At 61.8% G+C, this 19965-nt stretch carries 22 protein-coding genes; 10 read left to right on the plus strand and 12 right to left on the minus strand.

What is annotated here, in order from left to right; all coding sequences use genetic code 11:
- The first annotated feature begins 23 nt into the window (after window positions 1–23).
- From BUC08_RS06230 to prfH, 3 genes are all read left to right on the plus strand, one after another.
- A complete protein-coding gene (locus BUC08_RS06230; protein ID WP_037924932.1) occupies window positions 24–1076 on the plus strand; it encodes a 2,3-butanediol dehydrogenase in 1053 nt (350 codons plus the stop codon).
- A gap of 611 nt (window positions 1077–1687) precedes the next feature.
- Window positions 1688–2788, plus strand: coding sequence for an RNA ligase RtcB family protein (locus BUC08_RS06235; protein WP_234973746.1), 1101 nt, complete (start codon window positions 1688–1690; stop codon window positions 2786–2788).
- Window positions 2785–3429, plus strand: a complete 645-nt coding sequence (gene prfH, locus BUC08_RS06240) for a peptide chain release factor H (RefSeq protein WP_037924938.1) — start codon at window positions 2785–2787, stop codon at window positions 3427–3429. Before BUC08_RS06235 ends, prfH begins: the two co-directional genes overlap by 4 nt.
- 261 nt (window positions 3430–3690) lie before the next feature.
- Here the strand turns inward: prfH and BUC08_RS06245 are convergent, their stop codons facing one another.
- Window positions 3691–4923 carry a serine hydrolase domain-containing protein gene (locus BUC08_RS06245; RefSeq protein WP_037924940.1) on the minus strand — a complete coding sequence of 411 codons (1233 nt, stop codon included), beginning with the start codon at window positions 4921–4923 and terminating at the stop codon, window positions 3691–3693.
- A 259-nt stretch (window positions 4924–5182) separates the two neighbouring features.
- Between BUC08_RS06245 and BUC08_RS06250 the strand changes: the two genes are divergently transcribed.
- A complete protein-coding gene (locus BUC08_RS06250; RefSeq protein WP_081855359.1) occupies window positions 5183–5902 on the plus strand; it encodes a TetR/AcrR family transcriptional regulator in 720 nt (239 codons plus the stop codon).
- Between the two features lie 21 nt (window positions 5903–5923).
- Here BUC08_RS06250 and BUC08_RS06255 read toward each other — a convergent pair whose 3' ends face one another.
- A complete protein-coding gene (locus BUC08_RS06255) occupies window positions 5924–6700 on the minus strand; it encodes an amidohydrolase family protein (protein ID WP_037924943.1) in 777 nt (258 codons plus the stop codon).
- Window positions 6701–6781: 81 nt separating this feature from the next.
- On the opposite strand from BUC08_RS06255, the gene BUC08_RS06260 reads away from it, so the two are divergent.
- The 4 genes from BUC08_RS06260 to BUC08_RS06275 are packed head-to-tail and all read left to right on the plus strand — an operon-like array spanning window position 6782 to window position 10441.
- Window positions 6782–7513: a GntR family transcriptional regulator gene (locus BUC08_RS06260; protein WP_037924945.1), complete on the plus strand. Its 732-nt coding sequence runs from the start codon at window positions 6782–6784 to the stop codon at window positions 7511–7513.
- A 26-nt stretch (window positions 7514–7539) separates the two neighbouring features.
- Window positions 7540–8490, plus strand: coding sequence for a tripartite tricarboxylate transporter substrate binding protein (locus BUC08_RS06265; RefSeq protein WP_037924949.1), 951 nt, complete (start codon window positions 7540–7542; stop codon window positions 8488–8490).
- A 3-nt stretch (window positions 8491–8493) separates the two neighbouring features.
- Window positions 8494–8943, plus strand: a complete 450-nt coding sequence (locus BUC08_RS06270; RefSeq protein WP_037924951.1) for a tripartite tricarboxylate transporter TctB family protein — start codon at window positions 8494–8496, stop codon at window positions 8941–8943.
- 1 nt (window position 8944) lies between these two features.
- Window positions 8945–10441 (plus strand): tripartite tricarboxylate transporter permease, encoded by a 1497-nt coding sequence (locus BUC08_RS06275; protein ID WP_037924952.1) that lies wholly within the window; start codon window positions 8945–8947, stop codon window positions 10439–10441.
- A gap of 108 nt (window positions 10442–10549) precedes the next feature.
- Here BUC08_RS06275 and minE read toward each other — a convergent pair whose 3' ends face one another.
- The 7 genes from minE to BUC08_RS06310 form a co-directional block, all read right to left on the minus strand.
- Entirely contained in the window at window positions 10550–10861 is a 312-nt protein-coding gene (gene minE / locus BUC08_RS06280; protein WP_073194162.1) for a cell division topological specificity factor MinE, read from the minus strand.
- On the minus strand, window positions 10858–11700 hold the full coding sequence (minD, locus tag BUC08_RS06285) for a septum site-determining protein MinD (RefSeq protein ID WP_028954917.1): 843 nt from the start codon (window positions 11698–11700) through the stop codon (window positions 10858–10860). The genes minE and minD overlap by 4 nt, the downstream gene beginning before the upstream one ends.
- Complete coding sequence (gene minC / locus BUC08_RS06290) at window positions 11697–12482, minus strand: septum site-determining protein MinC (protein ID WP_224769722.1); 786 nt, start codon at window positions 12480–12482, stop codon at window positions 11697–11699. The genes minD and minC overlap by 4 nt, the downstream gene beginning before the upstream one ends.
- A gap of 225 nt (window positions 12483–12707) precedes the next feature.
- Entirely contained in the window at window positions 12708–13076 is a 369-nt protein-coding gene (locus BUC08_RS06295) for a nuclear transport factor 2 family protein (protein WP_037924958.1), read from the minus strand.
- Window positions 13073–13567 carry a VOC family protein gene (locus tag BUC08_RS06300; protein WP_037924960.1) on the minus strand — a complete coding sequence of 165 codons (495 nt, stop codon included), beginning with the start codon at window positions 13565–13567 and terminating at the stop codon, window positions 13073–13075. The genes BUC08_RS06295 and BUC08_RS06300 overlap by 4 nt, the downstream gene beginning before the upstream one ends.
- Window positions 13568–13594: 27 nt before the next feature.
- On the minus strand, window positions 13595–13933 hold the full coding sequence (locus BUC08_RS06305) for a glyoxalase/bleomycin resistance/dioxygenase family protein (protein ID WP_037924963.1): 339 nt from the start codon (window positions 13931–13933) through the stop codon (window positions 13595–13597).
- Between the two features lie 29 nt (window positions 13934–13962).
- Window positions 13963–14409 (minus strand): SRPBCC family protein, encoded by a 447-nt coding sequence (locus BUC08_RS06310; protein WP_037924965.1) that lies wholly within the window; start codon window positions 14407–14409, stop codon window positions 13963–13965.
- 49 nt (window positions 14410–14458) lie between these two features.
- Between BUC08_RS06310 and BUC08_RS06315 the strand changes: the two genes are divergently transcribed.
- The gene (locus BUC08_RS06315; RefSeq protein ID WP_037924968.1) at window positions 14459–14821 is read left to right on the plus strand and encodes an ArsR/SmtB family transcription factor; all 363 of its coding nucleotides are present in this window, start codon (window positions 14459–14461) and stop codon (window positions 14819–14821) included.
- A gap of 32 nt (window positions 14822–14853) precedes the next feature.
- Here the strand turns inward: BUC08_RS06315 and BUC08_RS06320 are convergent, their stop codons facing one another.
- The 3 genes from BUC08_RS06320 to BUC08_RS06330 all read right to left on the minus strand — a co-directional run bounded on the left by BUC08_RS06320 (window position 14854) and on the right by BUC08_RS06330 (window position 18327).
- A complete protein-coding gene (locus tag BUC08_RS06320; protein ID WP_037924971.1) occupies window positions 14854–16143 on the minus strand; it encodes a capsular biosynthesis protein in 1290 nt (429 codons plus the stop codon).
- On the minus strand, window positions 16140–17582 hold the full coding sequence (locus BUC08_RS06325; protein WP_037924973.1) for a GumC domain-containing protein: 1443 nt from the start codon (window positions 17580–17582) through the stop codon (window positions 16140–16142). Before BUC08_RS06325 ends, BUC08_RS06320 begins: the two co-directional genes overlap by 4 nt.
- Window positions 17583–17691: 109 nt before the next feature.
- Window positions 17692–18327: a response regulator transcription factor gene (locus BUC08_RS06330; protein WP_037924975.1), complete on the minus strand. Its 636-nt coding sequence runs from the start codon at window positions 18325–18327 to the stop codon at window positions 17692–17694.
- A gap of 245 nt (window positions 18328–18572) precedes the next feature.
- Between BUC08_RS06330 and BUC08_RS06335 the strand changes: the two genes are divergently transcribed.
- Complete coding sequence (locus BUC08_RS06335) at window positions 18573–19964, plus strand: WecB/TagA/CpsF family glycosyltransferase (protein ID WP_037924979.1); 1392 nt, start codon at window positions 18573–18575, stop codon at window positions 19962–19964.
- The last annotated feature ends 1 nt before the right edge of the window (window position 19965 follow it).

Raw genomic sequence — 19965 nt, forward strand, 5'->3', positions numbered from 1 at the left:
CATTTAAGGAAAGGAAAATACAGATGAAAACAGCACGTTGGCATGGCGTGAAGGACATTCGCGTCGAGGACATCCCGGAACCGAAACCCGGCAAGGGCGAGGTGAAGGTCAAGGTCGCATGGACGGGGATCTGCGGCAGTGACCTGCACGAATACCTTGCCGGGCCTATCTTCATCCCCGTCGGTGAAGACCATCCCCTCAGCCACGATCAGGCCCCGATCACGATGGGGCATGAATACTGCGGCACCGTCTCGGAACTGGGCGAGGGCGTCACGGACCTTGCGGTGGGCGACCGCGTCGCCATCGAGCCGATCTTTGCCTGCGGCGACTGCCCGGCCTGCCTTGAGGGCAAATACAACCTCTGTGACACTCTCGGCTTTGTCGGCCTGTCCGGCGGGAATGGTGGCTTTGCCGCGTCCAGCGTTGTGCCCGCCCGCATGGTTCACAAGATGCCTGACGGGATTTCAATGGAACAGGGCGCGCTGGTCGAACCTGCCGCCGTTGCCCTGCACGCGGTGCGTTTGTCCAAGATCAAGGCCGGCGACAAGGCGGCCGTCTTCGGCGCGGGTCCGATCGGCCTTTTGGTGGTCGAGTCGCTGCGCGTGGCCGGCGCGTCCGAGATCCATGTGGTGGAGCCGTCAGAAGTGCGCCGCCAGAAGGCGCTGGACCTTGGCGCGACCTCTGTGATCGACCCGACGACAACGGATGCCGTCGCGGCGATCCGCGAGACGACGGGCGGTGTGCACGTGGCCTTTGAGGTGACCGGCGTGCCGCAGGTGCTGCCGCAATGCATCGACGCCACCCGCCACGAAGGACAGGTCCTCGTGGTGTCGATCTGGGAAAAAGAAGCGTCCTTCCAACCCAATACCGTCGTGCTCAAGGAGCGTCAGTTGCAGGGAACGATCGCCTACCGCAATGTCTACCCGGCGGTCATGGCGCTGATGACCCAAGGCTATTTCAGCGCTGAACAACTGGTCACCAAGTGGATCGCCCTGGATGACATCGTCGCCGAAGGTTTCGAAGCGCTTGTCGCAGAGAAGTCTCACGTGAAAATCCTCGTCGAAGCCCCTGACTGACAATCCAACGCCCCGACATTCCGGCCGTCCAGATGCGTCAGGGTGGCCGGAAACCCCATTCGGCTTGCGGCGCGACAAAGCCCCACCAGAGGCCTGAACCGCCGCGCGACAGGCGCGTGATATCCGTTTGCCGACACCCGCGATTGATCCCGCTTTGCGAGGATGCGTATCGGCGCGCTGCAACCTGACGTTTGCGACGCAACGAAGCACCGCAATCCGCCCTTGCTGTTGGCCGACACTGCCGACCCAAAGCTGACCTTCACTGTGTTTGCACGAACGATCAGTCTTTCGATGGCACCGGGAGTTAATAAGAACAGGGTGCCGCAGGTCGCAGCCAAAATGTCACACCTGCTGCAACTGGCATATTTCAGTTTGCAGGAATCGACGCCGCCAATTAGGTCACGCGCATCTGTGGTCCATAAGACCCATCTCGTAACCCCAGCCAGGAAAGGGCAACACATGTCTGTTCATCGCACCGCCCTTCAGGGGCAGATCACCAAGTAGGCCTGCACGCGCCAAACTGTGATCCTACGCGCTGACCCTAACGTCGGCACATCTACATTACGAAGTTTGGGTATTACTCCATGGGCAATTCTGTCTTGGGTGGTCGCTTGTCTGCTGGTTCCAGCGGCGGCACCATCACAAAATTCTATACATCCACCGCGTGGATCGAGGGCCGCGCCGAGGCGCAACTTGATCACGTTGCAGGCTGGGACGGGGTGCGGCACATCGCGGCCTTCCCCGACCTGCATCTCGGTAAATACGGCCCCGTTGGCTGTGCAGTGCTGGCCGACCGCATCTATCCGCAGCTGATCGGCAACGACATTGGATGCGGTATGTCGCTGTTCCAACTCGACCTGCCTGCACGCAAGCTGAAGCTGGAAAAGGCGCTGCGGCGCATACGGGTGCTGGACGATGCGGTGCATGTCGACCACGGCGAACGCCTTGGCGAGGTGGGCCTGCCTGCCGATACGTTTGCGCAATCGCTGGGCACCATCGGCGGCGGCAATCACTTTTGCGAGGTGCAAACCCTCGCGGCCTGCGACGCGGATATGAAGCTGGACAAGGCCTTGACCTACCTGCTGGTTCATTCCGGTTCTCGCGGTCTTGGCAATGCGGTGTTTGGCGACCTGCCATCAGGGGCCTTTTCGGGTATGACACCTGATGACGCCGCGCAGTACTTGCAGGGCCACGACCATGCGGTGCGGTGGGCCAGCCTGAACCGCCGGATCATCGCCGAACGCGCCGCCGAGGCATTGCGCGCCGACCTTTGCCTGATCACGGATGCGCCACACAACTTGCTGGAGCCGCGCGACGGTGGCTGGCTGCACCGTAAAGGTGCCGCAAAAGCCGACATGCCGTTGGTCCCTCTGGCAGGCTCTCGCGCGACGGCAAGTTATCTGCTGCGCCCGGTGGCTCATGAAAATGCGCTGGCCTCTACCGCCCATGGGGCCGGGCGGCGCTATGATCGCAGCTCGATGCACGGTCGGGTGCGTGCGAAACGCTCTGATATCGAGGCCATGCAGCGGACGCCTTTCGGGGGGCGTGTCGTTTGTGAAGATCGCGACTTGCTGATCGAAGAGGCCCCGCTGGCCTACAAATCCTCGCAGGCCGTGGTCGCCGATCTTGAGGCAACCGGGGCGGCAACGCCCGTTGCAACGTTTCATCCCCTGCTGACCTTCAAGAAAACGCGGACGGAGAACCGGACATGAGCAATTCCACCGAAGTCCGCCTTCTGATCACCAGCGGCAATGGTCCCGGCGAATGCCAGCAGGCCGTTGCGGGTGTCTTGCAACGGATGCAAGACGATGCCGACGCAGCGGGGCTTGATCTGGACGCCAGTAAAACGCCAACGCGCCACGGCCTCAAATCTGCAGTGGTGGTGCTGCATGGCGCGGGGGCGGCCACGTTTGCCGCGCGCTGGTGTGGCTCTATCCAGTGGCGCGCCAAAAGCACGCTGCGGCCGCATCACAAAAGGGCGAACTGGTTCATCGGTGTCTTTGCGTTGAAAGACGCCAAGACCCAGGGGGCCACTATCCAGCCCCACGAGGTGACTTTTGAAAGCTTCCGCGCAGGTGGCCCCGGTGGTCAGCACCAGAACACAACCGACAGTGCCGTGCGGGCCACCCACCGGCCCACGGGGCTGACGGCGACTGCCCGCGAAATGCGGTCGCAACATCGCAACAAGGCACTGGCCATGGAGCGCCTTCATGCCTTGATGTCAGCTCAAGCCGCCGCAGACGACGAAGAGCGAAAAGGCGATCAGAACCAGCTTCACAACACGCTGGAGCGCGGCAACCCGGTGCGCTGTTTCAAGGGTCCCGCCTTCCGCGAGGAGGGGGCAGGTCGTTGATGGACTTTTTCAGCGCGCGGCGGTCGCCTGCGATGCGGAAAACCGGAGGCGAGGATAGCACTCAGACGCCTTCGTGTCACAGCTTCTGCAGCCCCGTGAAATTTAGGGGCGGCAGCATGCCGTACCGGGCCTGTTTGTGTTTCAAATCGTGGAACGCCTCGGTGTGATCGAATGGGTCTGGCCCGCCTCGCACGGGCCGCGTGTCCCGGAGTTCTGTCGAAAAACAAGCGCGACCCCGCAGGAGCAGGGTCGCGCCAGGGCTTATTGCGTCAGGCGCGCGGTGATCTGGGCAAAGAGTTCTTCGTTCTCTTGGTCGCGCCCCACCGGTTCCGTCGTATGGCTGATCTTGACGATGACGATCCGGTTGGTGGGGTCCACGCGGATGAACTGGTGGTGCAGGCCGAGCGCCATGAAGACGTCGCTGCGCGCATCGGTCCACCATTGGTATTGATAACCCACCGGAGAGCCGGGCTCGGTCGGCTCATAGCCGTCGTCCGGCACCGTGGCCTCGCGCACCCACGCCGCTGGCACCACCTGTTTGCCGTTCGCCATGCCGTCTTGCAGGAACATCTGGCCAAAACGCGCGTGGTCGCGGGCGGTCGAGGCCAATCCGGCTCCAAAGAACTCGCGCCCGACGTTCTCTGGTCCGTCCATGATCCAATAGGCATCGTATTCGGCGCCCATCGGCTGCCAAAGCTTTTCGCTCATATACTCTGCGCCAGTGCGCCCGGTCACCCGTTCCACGATGCACCCCAACACGCTGGTGTCGAGCGTGGCATAGTTGAACGCAGCATCCGGTGCATGCGCGCCGGGCTTGGATTCATTCGCCGCGTAGTCACACCAACGGTAGCGATAGGCCACGAGAGAATTGTCGTGGACCTGGGTCAATTGCGTTTCGCTGCCGAATTCATAGTGCTCTTCCCAATCCACACCAGAACGCATCCGCAGGACGTCCCGCACGGTCGGGCCGTCGTAGCCGGAACCTTCCATCTCGGGCAGGTATTTCGTGACCTTGTCGTCCAGACTGTCGATCAACCCGTCCTCCAGCGCAAAGCCGATCAGGGTCGAGGTATAGGACTTGGCGACCGAAAAGGTCAGGAACCGCGTGTCGGGACCGCTGCCATTGCGATAGTGCTCATAGACAATCGCACCATCTTTCAGCACGAGCAGTGCATTCGCCTGGGTGCGTTCCAGGGCGCCTTCAAGATCATAGGTCTCGCCCAGGATCGTATAGTCGCCATCAAGTGACATGGGTTTCTCGGGCAGTTCCCAGGTCTCGGTGCCCTTGGTGACAGCGCGCGTGGCGAACATCTGGTCCATGTGCTGGAACGTCAGATAGTTCAGCGACGGCATGAACATGCTCGCGCGCGCGTCGATCATTGTGGGGGTCAGCCACCGGTCCGGGTCTGTTGACTGGGCTTTGGCGACACTCCCAAGGCTCATCAGGGTGGCCGAGGCGGTCAGGATTGCCCCAAGACGTTTCAAAGGTATCATGCGTTTCTCCTCATATGCATGGAACAGTATCGACGACAGTCTTTCGCTCGTATTTGCCTGCAACCCAGCCCTTGCCCGCCGGTCGTTCTCTTGCGAACCACCGACATCTCGTCTGGCGGACACCGTGTTTCAGGCGTTACAATTCGGACCACACAGCAACAGGGGCGGAAACCTCCTCAAACTGATCGATACGCATCATTGCTATTGACTGAATGTTTTTAGTCAATAAAAAATTATACTGAGTAAAGAAAGTTTTCCGATGGACAGATCAAAGCTCACGCCCTCAACGGTTGATGAAACAGCCGAAGACACGGGCACATCGGGTGCCACGGGTCTAAGGGCACGGCAAAAGGCGAAGCGACGGGAGGTGATCCTCGCTCAGGCCAAGGCGTTTTTTGCGGAAAAGGGCGTGGATGCCGTGACGATGGCAGAGATTGCCGAGGCAGCCGGAGTGTCGACGCCAACTGTGTTCAATTACTTCGGAAACAAGGACGGCATTCTGATCGCCTTGATCACCGAGGGCACACGCAAGGCGCGCGACAACAGCAAGGTGCTGCGACCGCGCACGGATGTCGATTTTGTCTCCACGCTTCTGGCAATCTTCATCGATATCTCGGTCGAGACGATGGCAATCGCGAGCAAGCGCATCTGGCGCTATGCCCACGCAGCATCAACCCGCCATCCGACGACCGAATTCGCAAAGACCTTTCAGGAGGTGGACAACGCGCTGCTGGATCTGACCACAGGTATTCTGTCGCAGTACAGCCTAAGGCTCCACGACGGTACGCAGGGCGAGGCGCGCCATATTGCGCATCTGTTCTTCGATGTATGGCTCAATACGTTTCAGGATTTCATCCGGTCACCCGATATGACGATTGAGACCCACGGCGAGCAACTGCGCGCCCGTTTCGCCCCGCTGTGCTGGATGATCTTTGCGCCGGACTTTTTGGCCGCGCCGACGCTGGCGTCCGCCAGGTGACCCTCGGCAGGTGCGTGTCACTTATCCGGTAAGGCCGTACAAACGCTTTACCGCTTCACGATCCGACATCTTCGCCCAATGCGTGCTGAGCGCATGAACGTTGTCGTAACTGGCGCAGGTTTCATGTTGTGTGTGGGGCCAATCGCTGCCCCATACGACGTGGTTGTCGTCTAGCAGGGTCATCAGTTCCTGCGCGTGCGGCTGGACATCAAATGGCACGCGGTAATGGGCGGCGAACTTGAAAAACAGGGCGCTGCGATCGGACAGGCCGCGAACCGCGCGGATCATCGGATCGGTCCGTGGTTGCGGTTCGGAGGGCAGGCCGAAATGATCAATCACCAGATCGATCCCCTGATCCGTCAACCCGGACAGCAAGGGCGCAAGGCGTGGGCCTTCCAGGTGAACTTCAAGGTGCAAGCCCCTGTCTCGCAGTTTGCCGAGAAAGCGTTGAACCGGACCTGTGTTCAGGTCAGGCACAGCCGCCCCGCGCACCAGGTTCCAGCGGACACCGCGCATTCCGGATCGGACCAGCCGATCCAGTTCCGCGTCGTCCACGTCAATTGGCACCACGCCGACACCCGCGAAACGGCTGCTGTCCAGCTGGGACAGGGCATCGCACATTTGCGAATTGTCCGCGCCCAGAAAGCTGACCTGCACGATCACACCGCCGCGCAAACCCTGTGCCGCCTGAAGGGCCAGCCAATCTGCAAGGGGGGCAGGAGACCCCGGAACATAACGCGCGCCGTCAACTGGCGTCACCGTTTCGTAGACATGCGCGTGACAGTCGAACTCTATCATGGGGCCTCCTCGTTAATTCATATATATGACTAGTTGACTAAATGGGTCAATATGCATTAGGAGTCATATCGGGAGGACAAAATGACCAGCAGTTACGCGACAACTGATTCCAGACTTCCGGCCTATGTCCGTCTGCGGGATACGCTGACGGCACGCATTGGTGCGGGGGATTGGACGCCCGACCAGCCGATCCCGTCCGAGGCGCGCCTTGCTGCCGAATTCGACGTCTCCGTCGGCACGGTTCGCAAGGCCGTTGATGGCCTTGTCGATGAGGGTTTGCTGGAGCGGCGGCAGGGGTCCGGCACATTTGTGCGTGCACCCTCGTTCAATGCGACGCTGTTCCGGTTCTTCGCGATCCGCGAGTCAGATGGGGCGCGTCCTTCGATCCCGTCCAGCAACGTGATCCTGCGCAGCATTGCCAAGGCCCCCAAAGAAGCAGCAGACGCGCTGGGCACCGACAGCACGATCAAGATCGTCCGCTTGCGCAGCCTTTCGGACCAGCCGGTTCTGTCCGAAGAAATCTATATTCCCACGTCGAGATTCGCAGGCTTTGAACAACTGCCCGACGCGGCCTTTGGTCCGTTGTTGTACCCCGTCTATTTTGAACGGTTCGGGGTCATGGTCAAACGTGCCGTGGACGAGGTGTCCTTTGGGCAGGCCTCCGAGGCCATCGCGAAACAGCTTGGCATCAACATGAATGACCCGCTTGCGGTGATCCGCAGAACCGCCTTCGACGTCGAAGGCAAGCCGGTCGAATGGCGCATCGCCAGCGGCAGCGCCACCGGGTTCCGCTATCGCAGCGAAATCAACTGACAGATCAAATCACTGGGAGAGAGACTATGACACTTAAGGCAACTTTCATCGGCTTGACGGCCGCAGCGGCAATGGCGGCACCCGCCTTTGCAGAATACCCCGACCGCACCATCGAACTGACCATCCCGGCCGGAGCGGGCGGTGGCACCGACACCAGCGCACGCAAGCTGGCGCTTCTGCTCGAAGAAAAGCTGGGCACCTCCATCGCCATTCTGAACGTCGGTGGCGGCGGTGGCTCGGTCGGCGCATCACAATTCATGCAGGCCAAACCCGACGGCTATGCGTTGTTTGCCACATGGAACAGCCCCTTGACCACTGTTCCTCAGGTCCAGGATGTGGCCTATTCGCTCGACAGTTTCACACCCATCGCGTCGACTTCGGAAACCGCCTATACGCTCTGCGTCAAGGCCGATTTCCCCGTGACCACCGGTGCCGATTTCCTGGCCGAGCTCGAAGCCAATCCCGGCAAGTACACCTATGGCAATGACGGGATCGGCGGCACCATGCAATTGGCAGCCGAGCGTATTTTCCAGGCCAAGGGCATCGACGCCGTTGCCATTCCTTTCGGTGGCGCGGGTGAAACCCTGCAGAACTTTCTGGGGGGTCACGTGGACATCTACGGCGGGTCGATCTCGACCGTGCTGCCCTATGTCGAAAGCGGCGAGGCCAAATGCCCTATCGTGACATCGGCCGCCGACGTTCCGGCACTTGAAGGCGCATCCGGTCTTGAGGCCCTTGGGCTGGCCGACAAGGAAACCTTGCTGTGGCGTGCGATCCTTGGCCCCAAAGATATGGACCCGGCGGTTGTCGAGATGCTGGCGAATGTCATCGACGAGGCCGTCAACGATCCCAGCTATGTCGAGTTTCTCGCGACAAAGGGCGAAGTGCCGAATGTCGTGAAGGGCGATGCGCTCGGTGCGCGGCTGCAATCGGAATACGACGCACTTGCCGAAGTGTCCAAGGCTCTGGGCCTGTAACCAATGGAAAAGCGTCAGGACATCGTGCTTGGGTTGATCTTTGTCGGCATCGGCATTTTTGCGGCCTGGATGGCAACGAGCTACAAGGGGGCCAGCGGAACCTATCCGATGGTGCTTGGCCTTGTCCTGACGCTCCTTGGTGCAACTGTTTCGATCAAGGCGCTGCGGCAACCCACGGATCAGCCGCGTGCCTTGGTCAATGCGCCTGCGAAACTGGGCACCGCTGCGCTGGTTTCCGCAATCTACGTGGCGTTGGTCATTCCCCTGGGGTTTTACACCGCGTCTTTTCTCCTGGTGCTGGCCATGCCGCTGGCGCTGGGGTTCCGGCGTCTGGTTTACGCGCTGACGGTCGCGGCGGTGTTCATGTCGCTTATCTATCTCGTGTTCTCGGTCCTGCTTGAGAAACCGTTGCCGCGCGAATTGATCCTGTCCCTGAACGCCGTGGGAGGCTGAGATGGAGTTTTATACCAATGCGCTTTCCCACGTCCTGAGCTTCGGCCCGCTGACGGCGATGATCGGGGCCACGCTGTTGGGCGTGTTCATCGGGGCGTTGCCCGGTCTGAATCCGGTCATGGCCATCGCGCTGCTGTTGCCGCTGACCTATTCCATGGACCCCCTGGTCGCGCTGGCCATGGTTGCCGGCATCTACAACGGGTCGATGTACGGCGGTGCAATTCCCGCGATCCTGCTGCGCATTCCCGGCACACCCGCCTCGATCGCCACCACCTTTGACGGCTTTCCCATGGCCGACCGTGGCGAGGCCTCGAAAGCGTTGAAAATCGCCTGCTGGTCGTCGGCCATCGGCGGGATCGCAAGCGCCATTGCCCTGATGACGATGGGGCCGATGCTGGCGCGGGTGACCCTGTTCTTTGGACCGGCCGAGTATTTCTGGATTGCGATTTTCGGCATGGCCTCGGTGGCCGTCATGGTCGGTTCCGATCCGGTCAAGGGCATCATGGCCGCCGTGCTGGGCCTGTTGATCGGCACGATCGGGATCGACAACCTGTCGGGGCAGGCGCGGTTCACCTTTGGGCAGACATGGCTTTTGGGCGGTCTTGACCTGATCGTTGTGCTTGTCGGCCTCTACGCGCTGCCCCCCGTCCTGCAACTGGCAGAGAAATGCGATCTCAAGGGGCTTTCGGCGGCGCAGTTGAAGCTGGCTGACGTGCCCTTTAAAAAAGGGGAAATCCGGGGACTGATCCCAACGTGGCTGCGCGCCTCGGGCATTGGCATCGGCGTCGGTATCCTGCCGGGGGCGGGCGGAAATATCGCGGCGTTCCTCAGCTATAACGCGGCCAAGAATGCCTCGGACGACCCGTCAAGCTTTGGCAAGGGCAACCCCCAGGGCGTCGCCGCCGCCGAATGCGGCAACAATGCCGACAACGCGGCGTCGATGATCCCGGCACTGGCTTTGGGCATTCCCGGCAACGTGGTCGCAGCACTGGTGCTCAGCGCGCTGACGATCCACGGCCTGCAACCCGGCCCGCAGTTGTTCCACCAGAACCCGACCCTTGTGGGGGGCTTCATGATGGAGATGCTGATCACCTCGGTCCTGATCTTTGCACTGGGCGGTGCCGTGGCGACCCGCGTTTTCGCGCAGTTCCAGCGGTTGCCGGGCGTTCTGCTGGTGCCGACGATCCTGATCCTGATGTGCGTTGGCGTTTACGTCATCAATGGACGCGCGATTGACCTTTGGGTGATGCTGGCCGCGGGCTTTGCCGGGTACTTTCTGGAAAAAGTCAACTTTCCACTGGCGCCCGTCATCCTGGGGATGATCCTGGGTCCGATGGCCGAGCAAAGCGTGCGCCGCGCGCTGCTCATCAGTCGCGGTGATATGACCGAACTGGTGACGCGTCCGATCTCTGCCGTTCTGGCTGCGGTGACCGTGCTGGTGATTGTCTGGCCGCTGGTCAAAATGGTGCGCCGCCGCCGCAAACCCGCTGAACAGTAAGGCAGCCGTGTTGGCGCTGGACCGGTCACCGCGCACCATGTCGCGGTGGCCGGTCTTTTGTCAGCCCCGGACAAGGGCGCAGCGTCCTTCAGGACCAAAGCCGTTTGGTCACCCCAACCCGGCTCTTTTGCGCAGAGGCGTGGAGGTGACAGATTTTTCACGTCCGGCTGACGGTATCTCGATATTGATCTCAAGGCTGGATACGTCGTCGTTCCGCTCCATCTGGATGTCGACTTCGTCTTCCTTGATCTCCATGTACTTGCGGATAACCGCGAGAATATCGGCCTGCAGCATCGGCAGGTAATCCGGCCCCTCCGACCCATCACTGCGCTCGTGGGCAAGCAGGATCTGCAGCCTGTCCTTCGCAGTCTTTGCGGATTTGGCGCGGCGCGGTCTGAACGAGAATCCAAACAGGCTCATGCTGGCGCTCCAAAGAGGCGGCTGAAAAAGCCGGGTTTTTTATCCCGCTCTGTCTGCGTATCGACCTCTTCGCCCAACAGCCGCGCCACGGCGGCCTCGTAGCCCCGGCTTGCGGCTGAAGGCTCGTCCAGCACGATGGGCATGCCGACGTTCGAGGCGCGCAAAACCGCCGTGCTTTCTGGAATGACGCCCAACAGCGGAACGGCCAGGATTTCCAGCACATCGTCGATCGTCATCATTTCGCCAGCGTCAATCCGGCGCTGGTCAAGACGGGTCACAAGCACTTGCGCCTTGACCTCTGCGCCCTCGTCTTCGGCGCGTTTGGTCTTGCTTGCCAAAAGGCCCAGAACCCGGTCGCTGTCGCGCACGGACGACACTTCGGGGTTGGTCACCACAACGGCTTCGTCGGCGAAATACATCGCCAGCTGTGCGCCGCGTTCGATCCCTGCGGGGCTGTCGCAAATGATGTAATCGAATTGCTCTTTCAGCTCATTCAGAACCTTCTCGACACCTTCCTTGGTCAAGGCGTCCTTGTCGCGGGTTTGCGAGGTTGGCAGAATCCAAAGCGTATCAAGCCGCTTGTCCCGGATCAGGGCCTGTTTCAGGCGCGCTTCGCCCTGAATGACGTTGATAAAGTCAAAGACGACCCGGCGCTCGCACCCCATGATCATGTCGAGATTGCGCAGGCCCACGTCAAAATCGATCACGACTGTCTTGAAATCGCGTTTTGCCAATGCTGCGGCAATCGCCGCAGCAGAGGTTGTCTTGCCTACGCCACCCTTGCCCGAAGTGATGACGATCACTTTGCCAAGGGGCGCTTTGTCTTTCAGCTGTGTCATACAAGTCTCTCAATGTGGAGTGTTTCGTCTTCGAGAAAGGCCTGAACGTTGCAACGGCGCAGGTCCGGGTGGATCGTCTCGCTCGTCTTGAAGAGCCCCGCGATGGCAAGAAGCTCTGCCTCAAGCTTGCTGCAGAAAATCCGGGCGTTCGTATCGCCTTCCACGCCTGCCATGGCACGGCCGCGCAGGGTGCCGTAGATGTGGATGTTGCCAGAGGCCAGGACTTCTGCACCTGAGGCAACCGACCCGATAATCGTAAGATCGCCGCGTTCCGCCACGACCAGCTGACCGGAACGGACATGCCTGTGTATGACCTTGTTCCCCGGCTGCGCCACAAGGCGCGACCGCCGGGGCGAGACGGCGCGCGCCTGCTGGACGGGCGTGTCCCGGCCGACCAGAACCTGGATCAGGCCAAATTCTTCTGCCAGGGCCTGCTGCTCCGGCGTGGCGTTCTGCACCCCGAAAAGCAAAAGCCCCTTTGCGCGGATGGCCCTGACCAGTTCGCCCAAGTGATCCCGGCTTGCGAATCCCGGCACCTTTTCGAAATCCAGCAGGATAGGGGCCCCCACCATGAGGTTTGCAGCGCTTCTGATCTTTTCATCCAGCGCCGCAAAAAAGCTTGCGTCCGGGGTATCGACCTCGATCCGGATCGCGATTGCCGTCAGAAAGCGACCGCGCACCTGAATAGGCTCGGCTCGCACCGCGCCACCTGTCGGCAATTGCCTTGCGTCATTATCCTGCACAGAAAAACTGCACTCCTGCTCTTTGAGTCTTGCGTTCAAGCCTGCTGTTTTTTGTCCCGCTTCTACGGATGCTGCCCGACTGCGCCACAGGAATTTGTCATTGCGGCGCGCAACGGCAAGCCTTCGCCGTCAATGGGCGGGTTTGCTCCGCTGGCAAGTTTTCGCGCATCTTGCGTCGGTTTCGGCGGAAAATGGAAAGTCTCTCAAGAAGACAGGCCACCAGCCGCAACGCGTGCCGCAAGCAATATTGCGGCTGGTGGGATGTCAGCGAAAGCTCTTGAGGGTGGCGACAGTTGTGGCCTTGCTGTTTGTAAAGGTCAGCACGTGGCTGAAGCGGCGCCTGTGGCCGTTCGCCATGATCGTTTCCCCGGTCGCGGCTCCAACCCGCCCGTGTGAAATGGCGTGTTCGATCACAACCTTCGTCGGCACTGACCTGGCTTCAATCGCCTCGATCAACGCCGTTCGCCCTTCGATCCGGTCGGTCGCGGATGTGTCCCACGTTACCGTCGGTGCAAAGCTTTCCGGATCGGCCTCGCCTGTCTCCAGTGCAATCGCGATTGCCTGCACAAAAGCATTCTTCGGAGAATTCCCACAGTCCGCGCTTTTGATGATTTCGGTGCGTTCTTTCTTCATGTCGGTGTCGCGCCCCGCAATGCAGCCTCGATGTCTGAAATCTCGATCTTGCGCATCTGCATCATGGCGGCCTGCGCCCGCGCCGATGCCGCAGGGTCCGGATGCGAGAGCGCGTCCATCAGGATGAGCGGGGTGATTTGCCAGCGATACCCCCAGCGATCCTTGCACCAGCCGCACATGATCTCTTCGCCGCCATTGCCCGTGATGGCAGCCCACAGCCGGTCGGTTTCGGCCTGATCCTCGGTATAAACCTGCAGCGAATAGGCGTTGTTGGGTTGAACATCTGGCCCCGCGTTAAGCAGGACGTAGGGCAGTCCCAGCAATGTCATTTCCACCAGCTGAGCGGTTCCCGCCGGGGCGTCCGAGACGCCCTCGCGGATGCGGATGACCTTGTCCACATGGCTGTCGGGGAACGTCTCGGCATAAAAGTTTGCCGCGGCTTCGGCCTCGGTGTCGAACCACAGAAATACAGCGGCCTTGTTGCGGATCATTGGCTGTCTCCTAGGTCAGGGTTCAGGTCATCCCATCTGTTCACGACGCAGCAGGATTACAGTGCCTGCCGGGTCAGATGTCCAATGCCCGGTCACGTCGGTCAGCGGTTCCAGCGCGTCCCGGCAGGGGCTGCCAAGACGCGACAGCGCGGCTGTCGGATCTTCGTCGAACAACTCGATCCAGACATCTGTCTGACTTTGATGTGGCACCCGGTCGATCCACAGCGTCATGCCGCCAAAGTCGAATCCCGTGCTGTTGTCCAACGCGCGCCTGACACGCAGGCCCACCTTGTCGCGATAAAAGGCCACGGTCTCTTCCCAGCGATGCAAAGGCACCTTGATGGCAATGTTTTTACCCGGTTGCATGTGATGGCGCTCCTTCTGGGGTGTTCGAACTATTTGTAGAACCCGTCGCGCAGATTGATCCCGTGCTCCATCCAGGCCTTCATCGCGCACAGCATCCCGGTCCAGCCTTCGCAGTTGCCCAGGCAGGCGCCCAGGCCCGCCTCGGTCTCCGGCCAGCCATGTTCGCTGATCCGTACCAAGGTGCGGTTCCCGTCCAGCGGGGTGAATTCCATGGTCACGGTGGTCCATGTGGCGGTTTTTTGGTCCGCCTCCCATTGCAGCACGATTTTTTCGTTCTGCACGACCTCCTGCACGAGAACGGGAAAGGCACCGGGAAAGTCATGGAAATCCCATGTCACTTCGACACCGGTTTGCAGGCGTCCCTTTGCGCCACCGGTGGTGAAATACTGTGACAGGCTGTCAGGAGAGACCACGGCTTCAAAGACGTCATCAACCGGTTTGGATATGCGCCCTGCCACTGAGAATTTTAACTCCATGATGCGAATCTCCTTTGCGTTGCTGTCTATCATGTTATAAAATTATAACATGTCAAATGAAGATAAATATGATGCCCTGTTCAAGGCGCTCGGCCATCGTGTGCGGCGCCGGATTCTTGATATGATCAAGGATCAGCCGAAGACGACCGGCGCGCTCTGCGCGGTGATGACGGATATGGATCGCTGCACGGTGATGCAGCATCTCTCGGTGCTTGAAAAAGCGGGCCTTGTGGTTGTCGAACGGCGCGGCCGGGAACGTTGGAACCACCTCGACGCGCTCCCGATATATGACGTTCAGAAACGTTGGATCGAGCCATATGCCGCGCATGCGGTTTCGATGCTGGGAGAATTGGAGGCGCTGGCCGCGCCCGACGCATCAGCGCAGGCTCCTGTTGAAACACATCAAGGCTGACGGACCGCAAACCGGCATCCGGCGCAGGGTTGTCATTGCCCCGGTTGCAGGTCCGCTTCGCCCTTGATGTCCCGTGCCACCTCGCGCAGATGCACGCCCAGCAGTGTCAGCCCGGGCCACAGCATATAGGCCTCGATTTCCAGGTTCTCGCCAAAGGACAACAGAACGATGGTCATCAAGATACCCATCGGCAGCCGTCCACGCGGGTGTCGGGCGGCATCCAGCATTGCGAAACAGGTGTGCCAGACCATCGGCACCAACAGGGCTGCAAACCCCACCAGGCCCTTGACGAACAGCAATCCGAACCACGTGTGGTGACTGCCGATGGGCATATACTCCACCGCGTGCGATCCGGGGTGAATGGTGCCGTGGCCGAACCAAACCGCCTCGTTCTGCCACCGTTCATAGGCAATGCGTTGCAGCGTCTCGCGCACCCGCGTGCTGTCGGCGCGCGCGCCCTTGAACGTGGCAACTGCGTCCTGCGCCAATGCGACCAGCGCCGTGCCCAGCACCGCCAGCGACGCGGTCAGGGTGGCCGTCACATGCCACGCCCAGCCTTTCAGCAGCAGCGGCATCATGCGCGGCGCGATGGTGCAGGCCACCAGCCCGACCAGACCCATCCGCGACTTGGACGCAAGGATCATCAGGATACCCGCGCCGACACCGGCCAGCATCCATTTGCGGTCTTTCTCCTCAAGCGCAAAAAGCACCATGACCACACCCAGCAGCGCGGCAAAGGGCGACCAGGGCGCATAGAACTGCCACCGAGGCGTCCAGCTCGCCGGATCGTAAGTGAACAGGAACACCGAGAAATATTCAGGCCCCGGCCCGCCCACAGCCTTGAGCGGCGAGGTAAAGATGCGCTCGGGCAGGCCGACATAGGGCGCGATCAGCAACAGCGGGGCCAGCACCAGCGTCCACGCGCCGATCACGCATTGCCCCCGGATCAACAGCGACCGCCGGACCGGCAGCACCGCCCCCACCAGCGGGAACAACGCCAGCAACGCCCAGCCCTTGGCCCAGCCGATGGACGACTTGATCGTCTGTTTCAGCCCCAGCCCCCAGTCCAGATGCCCCACCCACAGGGCCACCAGCATCACGAACATGCCGATGAACCAGCACCAGACCAGCGGCGGCACCGATCCCGTCGCACGCAGGTCCGCGCGCATGGCAGGCCCCAGGTACAGCGCCAGCGCCGCCATGCCGCCCAGCACCCAGGCCAGCACCGGCCCGACCACGTACAGCGCGCCCACCGCGTACAGCGGCCAGGTGTAGACCATCGCGCGGTACACCATCCGTTCGGCGGGGTTCTGCGGTGTCATGCTGCACCCTTGCGCAGGCCGATCAGCCGCCCGATCAGCGCCGAGCGCATCCAGCCCAGCATCAGGCCCAGCAACATCATCATCGTCGCAGCACCGCCCGCAGCCACCGCCAGCTTGCGGTTGGGCGACGACGGGCGGTCGGGCAGGGACGGGTTTTCCAGCACCTGCACCAGCGGATAGGACGCATAGACATCGGACTTGGTCGACTGGGTGCGCGCGATGGCGGTGGCAAAGACCGCCTCGGCCACCGAAAAGTCGCGTTGCAGGTCTTGCAACCGCGCCGCCGCCGCCGCAAGCCCTTGCTGCTTGGCCATATCCTCGGCCAGCCGGGCCGACAGGGTGGCGTGCTGTTGCACGATGCCTGCGCGCTCCGCATCCATCCGCACCAGTTGCGCCAGCAGATCGGCCCGCGCGCCTGCGGGTGCCAGATCAAGCCCCTTAAGTTGCTCGGGGTCCAATCCCGTCACCGCAACCGCCTGCCGCAAGGCGGCCCCGGTGGCCGCCGCATGGGCCGCGCGGGCATCCTGAACCTTTGGGTGACCTTCCCCGAATTGCGACCGCGCCTCGGACAGCTTGGCCGCCTGTGTGCCGACCTCTTCGGTCAGCGTCAGGAACTGCGCGTCGGCGTATACCTTCAACGTGGCCGCCGCCGCCGTGGCGGGCAGGCCCAGCGTGGCCTCCAGCGACGCCACGCTCTGGGTCTTTTCGCTCAGCGTCGCCGCCAGATCCTGAACCCGGCTTTGCAACAGGCGGGTGGTTTCGACCATGGCATCATATTGCTCGCTGGACACCAGCCCCGTTTCGTCCTGCAACCGCGCGATATCCGCACGGGTGGCCGCGACCGAATTGCGATAGTCGGCAATCGCAGCCAGCCCGCTGTCCTCACGGGTGTTCTGTTCATCGGCCCGCAGCGCGTCCAGCTCGGCAAAGAACGCCGCCAACAGCGCGTCACCGCGCGCCTGCGCATCCTCGGCACTGCCGCCGGTCATTTCCAGATGGATCAGGCTGGTCTGGTCCACCAGGTTGATGCGCGGCTTGCCAAACGCCTGACGGCTCAGCCCCATCGACGTGGCCGCCGCCGCCAGAATTCGGTCCGCGCCGATCAGCCGTTTGTAGGTCTCGGTCGGGCTGACCGAATTGCTGGAAAAGGCCGAGTTGGCATAGGACGACGCCTGTCCGATCCCGTTCAGGTTAAGCGAAGCCGATGCGCCCGAGCCGGGCAAAATCAGCGAGGTCTGCGATTTGAACGACAACGGCGCGGTGCGCAGGTAGCCGGTGATTGGCGCCCAGATCAGCGTGCCCCCCATCAACGCAAAGGCCAGATAGCGCGGGAAACGACCCAGGTCGCTGACACGGCCACCCAACAGGATGCGGCGCATCGAAATGCGGCGTTTGGCGGGGGCAGGGGGGGCGAATGCTGTGGCGTCTTGATGTGTCATCGGGCGTCTCCTTTGCCCGTGACATTAACCAAGTTTTAACTGTACCGCGCGCACGCGCATGGCTGGGCGCGGGGGCATTGGGGGCACCGGCCCTATCCGTCGGGATAGGTCAGTACAGCCCCGCCTCGCGCGCGATCAGCCCCGCCTCGCGCGCGATCAGCGCCGCCTGCGTGCGGTTGGCGGCCCCGACCTTGCGGTACAGCGTCTTCATATGCAGCTTCACCGTGGGTTCGGTGATGTCCAGATCGCGGGCGATTTCCTTGTTCGACTTGCCCTCGGTCAACCCTTTCAACACCTGCAACTCGCGCGGCGACAGCTTTTCCGCCAGCGGGTGTTTGGCGGTTTCGTCGACAGCGGTCATAAAGTCGATGGGGGCGTATTGTTCGCCCATGGCCATGAACTTGACCGCGTTGATCATGGATTTCGCCGGCAGCGTCTTGGGCACGAAACCGGCGGCCCCTGCCTCCAGCGCCTGCTCGGCGATCTCGCGCGTGGCCTCACCCGACAGCAGCGCCACCCGTTGCCCGCCATCCAGAGCCAGCGCATGTTTCAACCCGGCCAGCCCGTTCATGCCGGGCATGTTCAGATCCAACAGCACCAGATCAAACCGGTCCTCGTTCGTGATCAATTTGCAGGCTTCTTCAAGGTCGGCGGCCGTCCGGGTTTCGATGTCACCCTGCGCTTCGAGAAACAGCACAAGCGTATCGCGCAGCAAGTCGTGGTCGTCCGCAATCAAAACACGCATGTCGTTCTCCTTTAAGTAGCACAATGTCTAAACATCTATTGCGGACCTTGCACGCTGAAATTCAGGCAAATTTGTGACCGCTCCACAGCGCAACCGGATAGCCTCCTGTCCAACCGGATAGGGCTTTGTCCCACTGGTAACGGTTCGTTAACCAAAGTGGCGCGCGGCTGTCCGTCCGCTCCGTTGAGCGGCAACAGCGCATCGGCGACCTTGAGGCAACTTCTGCAACCTCAAGGACTTGCCCGATGAAACACGCTGCCTTCGCCACTGACACCACCGCTTACATGCCTGCCGTCCCTGCACGGATCAGCACCGCCCATCTGTCCGCTTTGGGGCTGGATCTGGTCAATGCAACCCAGACGCAGGCCATCGCGGCGCTGCTGGCTCCGGGCCGTCGCCGCGCCTATTTCATGAACGCGCATTGCTGCAACATCCGCCGCCGCGACACCGCCTATGCACAGGCTGTTGCAACCGCCGATATGTTGCTGCCCGACGGCATCGGGGTGGAACTGGCGGGTCGCATGACCGGCAAACGGCTGGCGGCAAACCTGAACGGCACCGATCTGGTGCCCGCGTTGCTGGCACAGGCAGCCAGCATGGGCAAATCGGTCTATCTGTTCGGCGGCACCCCCGGCACCGCACAGGCCGCCGCCAACCGTCTGGTTAACACCATCCCCGACCTGCGCATCGCCGGCACCCGCGACGGCTTTGCCGGCGCTGCGGACACCGACGCGGTGATCCACGACATCAACGACAGCGGCGCCGACATCGTGCTGGTGGCGCTGGGTGTTCCGATGCAAGAGCTTTGGCTGCACGCAAACGCCCACCGGATCGACGCACCGCTGACGCTGGCCGTGGGCGCGCTGTTCGACTTTCTGGCAGGCACCGTCGTCCGCGCGCCCAAGGCTGTCCGCCGCGCGCGGCTGGAATGGGTCTGGCGTCTGGCTCAAGAACCGCGCCGCATGGCCAAACGCTATCTCGCGGGCAATGCCAGCTTTCTGGCACATGCCGGTATCAAGGCCCTGCGCCATCTGCCCGTCGCGGATGTGCAGCGCCGCTTTCTGGACGTGACCGTCGCAGGCAGCGCTCTGGTGCTGCTGTCGCCGCTGCTGGCGCTGACCGCGCTGGCGATCAAGGCCGACAGCCGTGGCCCGGTCCTGTTCAGCCAGACCCGCGTGGGCCGCGACGGCAAAGAGTTCCGCATTTTCAAGTTCCGCTCGATGACCACCGACGCCGAAACACGCCGCGACGCACTGCTGGCCTCGTCCGACCGCGAAGGCGTGTGCTTCAAATCCCGCCACGATCCCCGCGTCACCCGCGTGGGCCGCTTCATCCGCCGCTTTTCCATCGACGAGCTGCCGCAAATCCTGAACGTGCTGCGCGGCGAAATGGCCATCGTCGGCCCGCGCCCCGCACTGCCGTGCGAAGTGGCCGCGTACCCCGCCCGCGCGCTGGGCCGTCTGGCGGTCAAACCCGGCATCACCGGTGTGTGGCAAGTGTCGGGCCGCGCCACCATCGGCTTTGACCAGATGGTCGAGATGGACCTGTCCTATGCCGACAGCCGCACCCTGATGCTGGACCTGATCCTGATCCTGAAAACCTTTGGCGCGGTCACCTCGGGCCGCGGCGCCTACTGAT

Source organism: Pseudosulfitobacter pseudonitzschiae, from assembly GCF_900129395.1.
GTDB lineage: Bacteria > Pseudomonadota > Alphaproteobacteria > Rhodobacterales > Rhodobacteraceae > Pseudosulfitobacter > Pseudosulfitobacter pseudonitzschiae.

Bases quoted from the DNA above. Each gene is read 5' to 3' on its own strand.
- BUC08_RS06315 (WP_037924968.1), top strand. From the start codon at position 14,459: ATGTCAAATGAAGATAAATATGATGCCCTGTTCAAGGCGCTCGGCCAT.
- minD (WP_028954917.1), bottom strand. From the start codon at position 11,700: ATGACACAGCTGAAAGACAAAGCGCCCCTTGGCAAAGTGATCGTCATC.
- prfH (WP_037924938.1), top strand. From the start codon at position 2,785: ATGAGCAATTCCACCGAAGTCCGCCTTCTGATCACCAGCGGCAATGGT.
- BUC08_RS06335 (WP_037924979.1), top strand. From the start codon at position 18,573: ATGAAACACGCTGCCTTCGCCACTGACACCACCGCTTACATGCCTGCC.
- BUC08_RS06310 (WP_037924965.1), bottom strand. From the start codon at position 14,409: ATGGAGTTAAAATTCTCAGTGGCAGGGCGCATATCCAAACCGGTTGAT.
- BUC08_RS06230 (WP_037924932.1), top strand. From the start codon at position 24: ATGAAAACAGCACGTTGGCATGGCGTGAAGGACATTCGCGTCGAGGAC.
- BUC08_RS06275 (WP_037924952.1), top strand. From the start codon at position 8,945: ATGGAGTTTTATACCAATGCGCTTTCCCACGTCCTGAGCTTCGGCCCG.
- BUC08_RS06300 (WP_037924960.1), bottom strand. From the start codon at position 13,567: ATGATCCGCAACAAGGCCGCTGTATTTCTGTGGTTCGACACCGAGGCC.
- BUC08_RS06305 (WP_037924963.1), bottom strand. From the start codon at position 13,933: ATGCAACCGGGTAAAAACATTGCCATCAAGGTGCCTTTGCATCGCTGG.
- BUC08_RS06330 (WP_037924975.1), bottom strand. From the start codon at position 18,327: ATGCGTGTTTTGATTGCGGACGACCACGACTTGCTGCGCGATACGCTT.
- BUC08_RS06265 (WP_037924949.1), top strand. From the start codon at position 7,540: ATGACACTTAAGGCAACTTTCATCGGCTTGACGGCCGCAGCGGCAATG.
- BUC08_RS06270 (WP_037924951.1), top strand. From the start codon at position 8,494: ATGGAAAAGCGTCAGGACATCGTGCTTGGGTTGATCTTTGTCGGCATC.
- BUC08_RS06260 (WP_037924945.1), top strand. From the start codon at position 6,782: ATGACCAGCAGTTACGCGACAACTGATTCCAGACTTCCGGCCTATGTC.
- BUC08_RS06245 (WP_037924940.1), bottom strand. From the start codon at position 4,923: ATGATACCTTTGAAACGTCTTGGGGCAATCCTGACCGCCTCGGCCACC.
- BUC08_RS06325 (WP_037924973.1), bottom strand. From the start codon at position 17,582: ATGACACATCAAGACGCCACAGCATTCGCCCCCCCTGCCCCCGCCAAA.
- BUC08_RS06250 (WP_081855359.1), top strand. From the start codon at position 5,183: ATGGACAGATCAAAGCTCACGCCCTCAACGGTTGATGAAACAGCCGAA.
- BUC08_RS06255 (WP_037924943.1), bottom strand. From the start codon at position 6,700: ATGATAGAGTTCGACTGTCACGCGCATGTCTACGAAACGGTGACGCCA.
- BUC08_RS06320 (WP_037924971.1), bottom strand. From the start codon at position 16,143: ATGACACCGCAGAACCCCGCCGAACGGATGGTGTACCGCGCGATGGTC.
- minE (WP_073194162.1), bottom strand. From the start codon at position 10,861: ATGAGCCTGTTTGGATTCTCGTTCAGACCGCGCCGCGCCAAATCCGCA.
- BUC08_RS06295 (WP_037924958.1), bottom strand. From the start codon at position 13,076: ATGAAGAAAGAACGCACCGAAATCATCAAAAGCGCGGACTGTGGGAAT.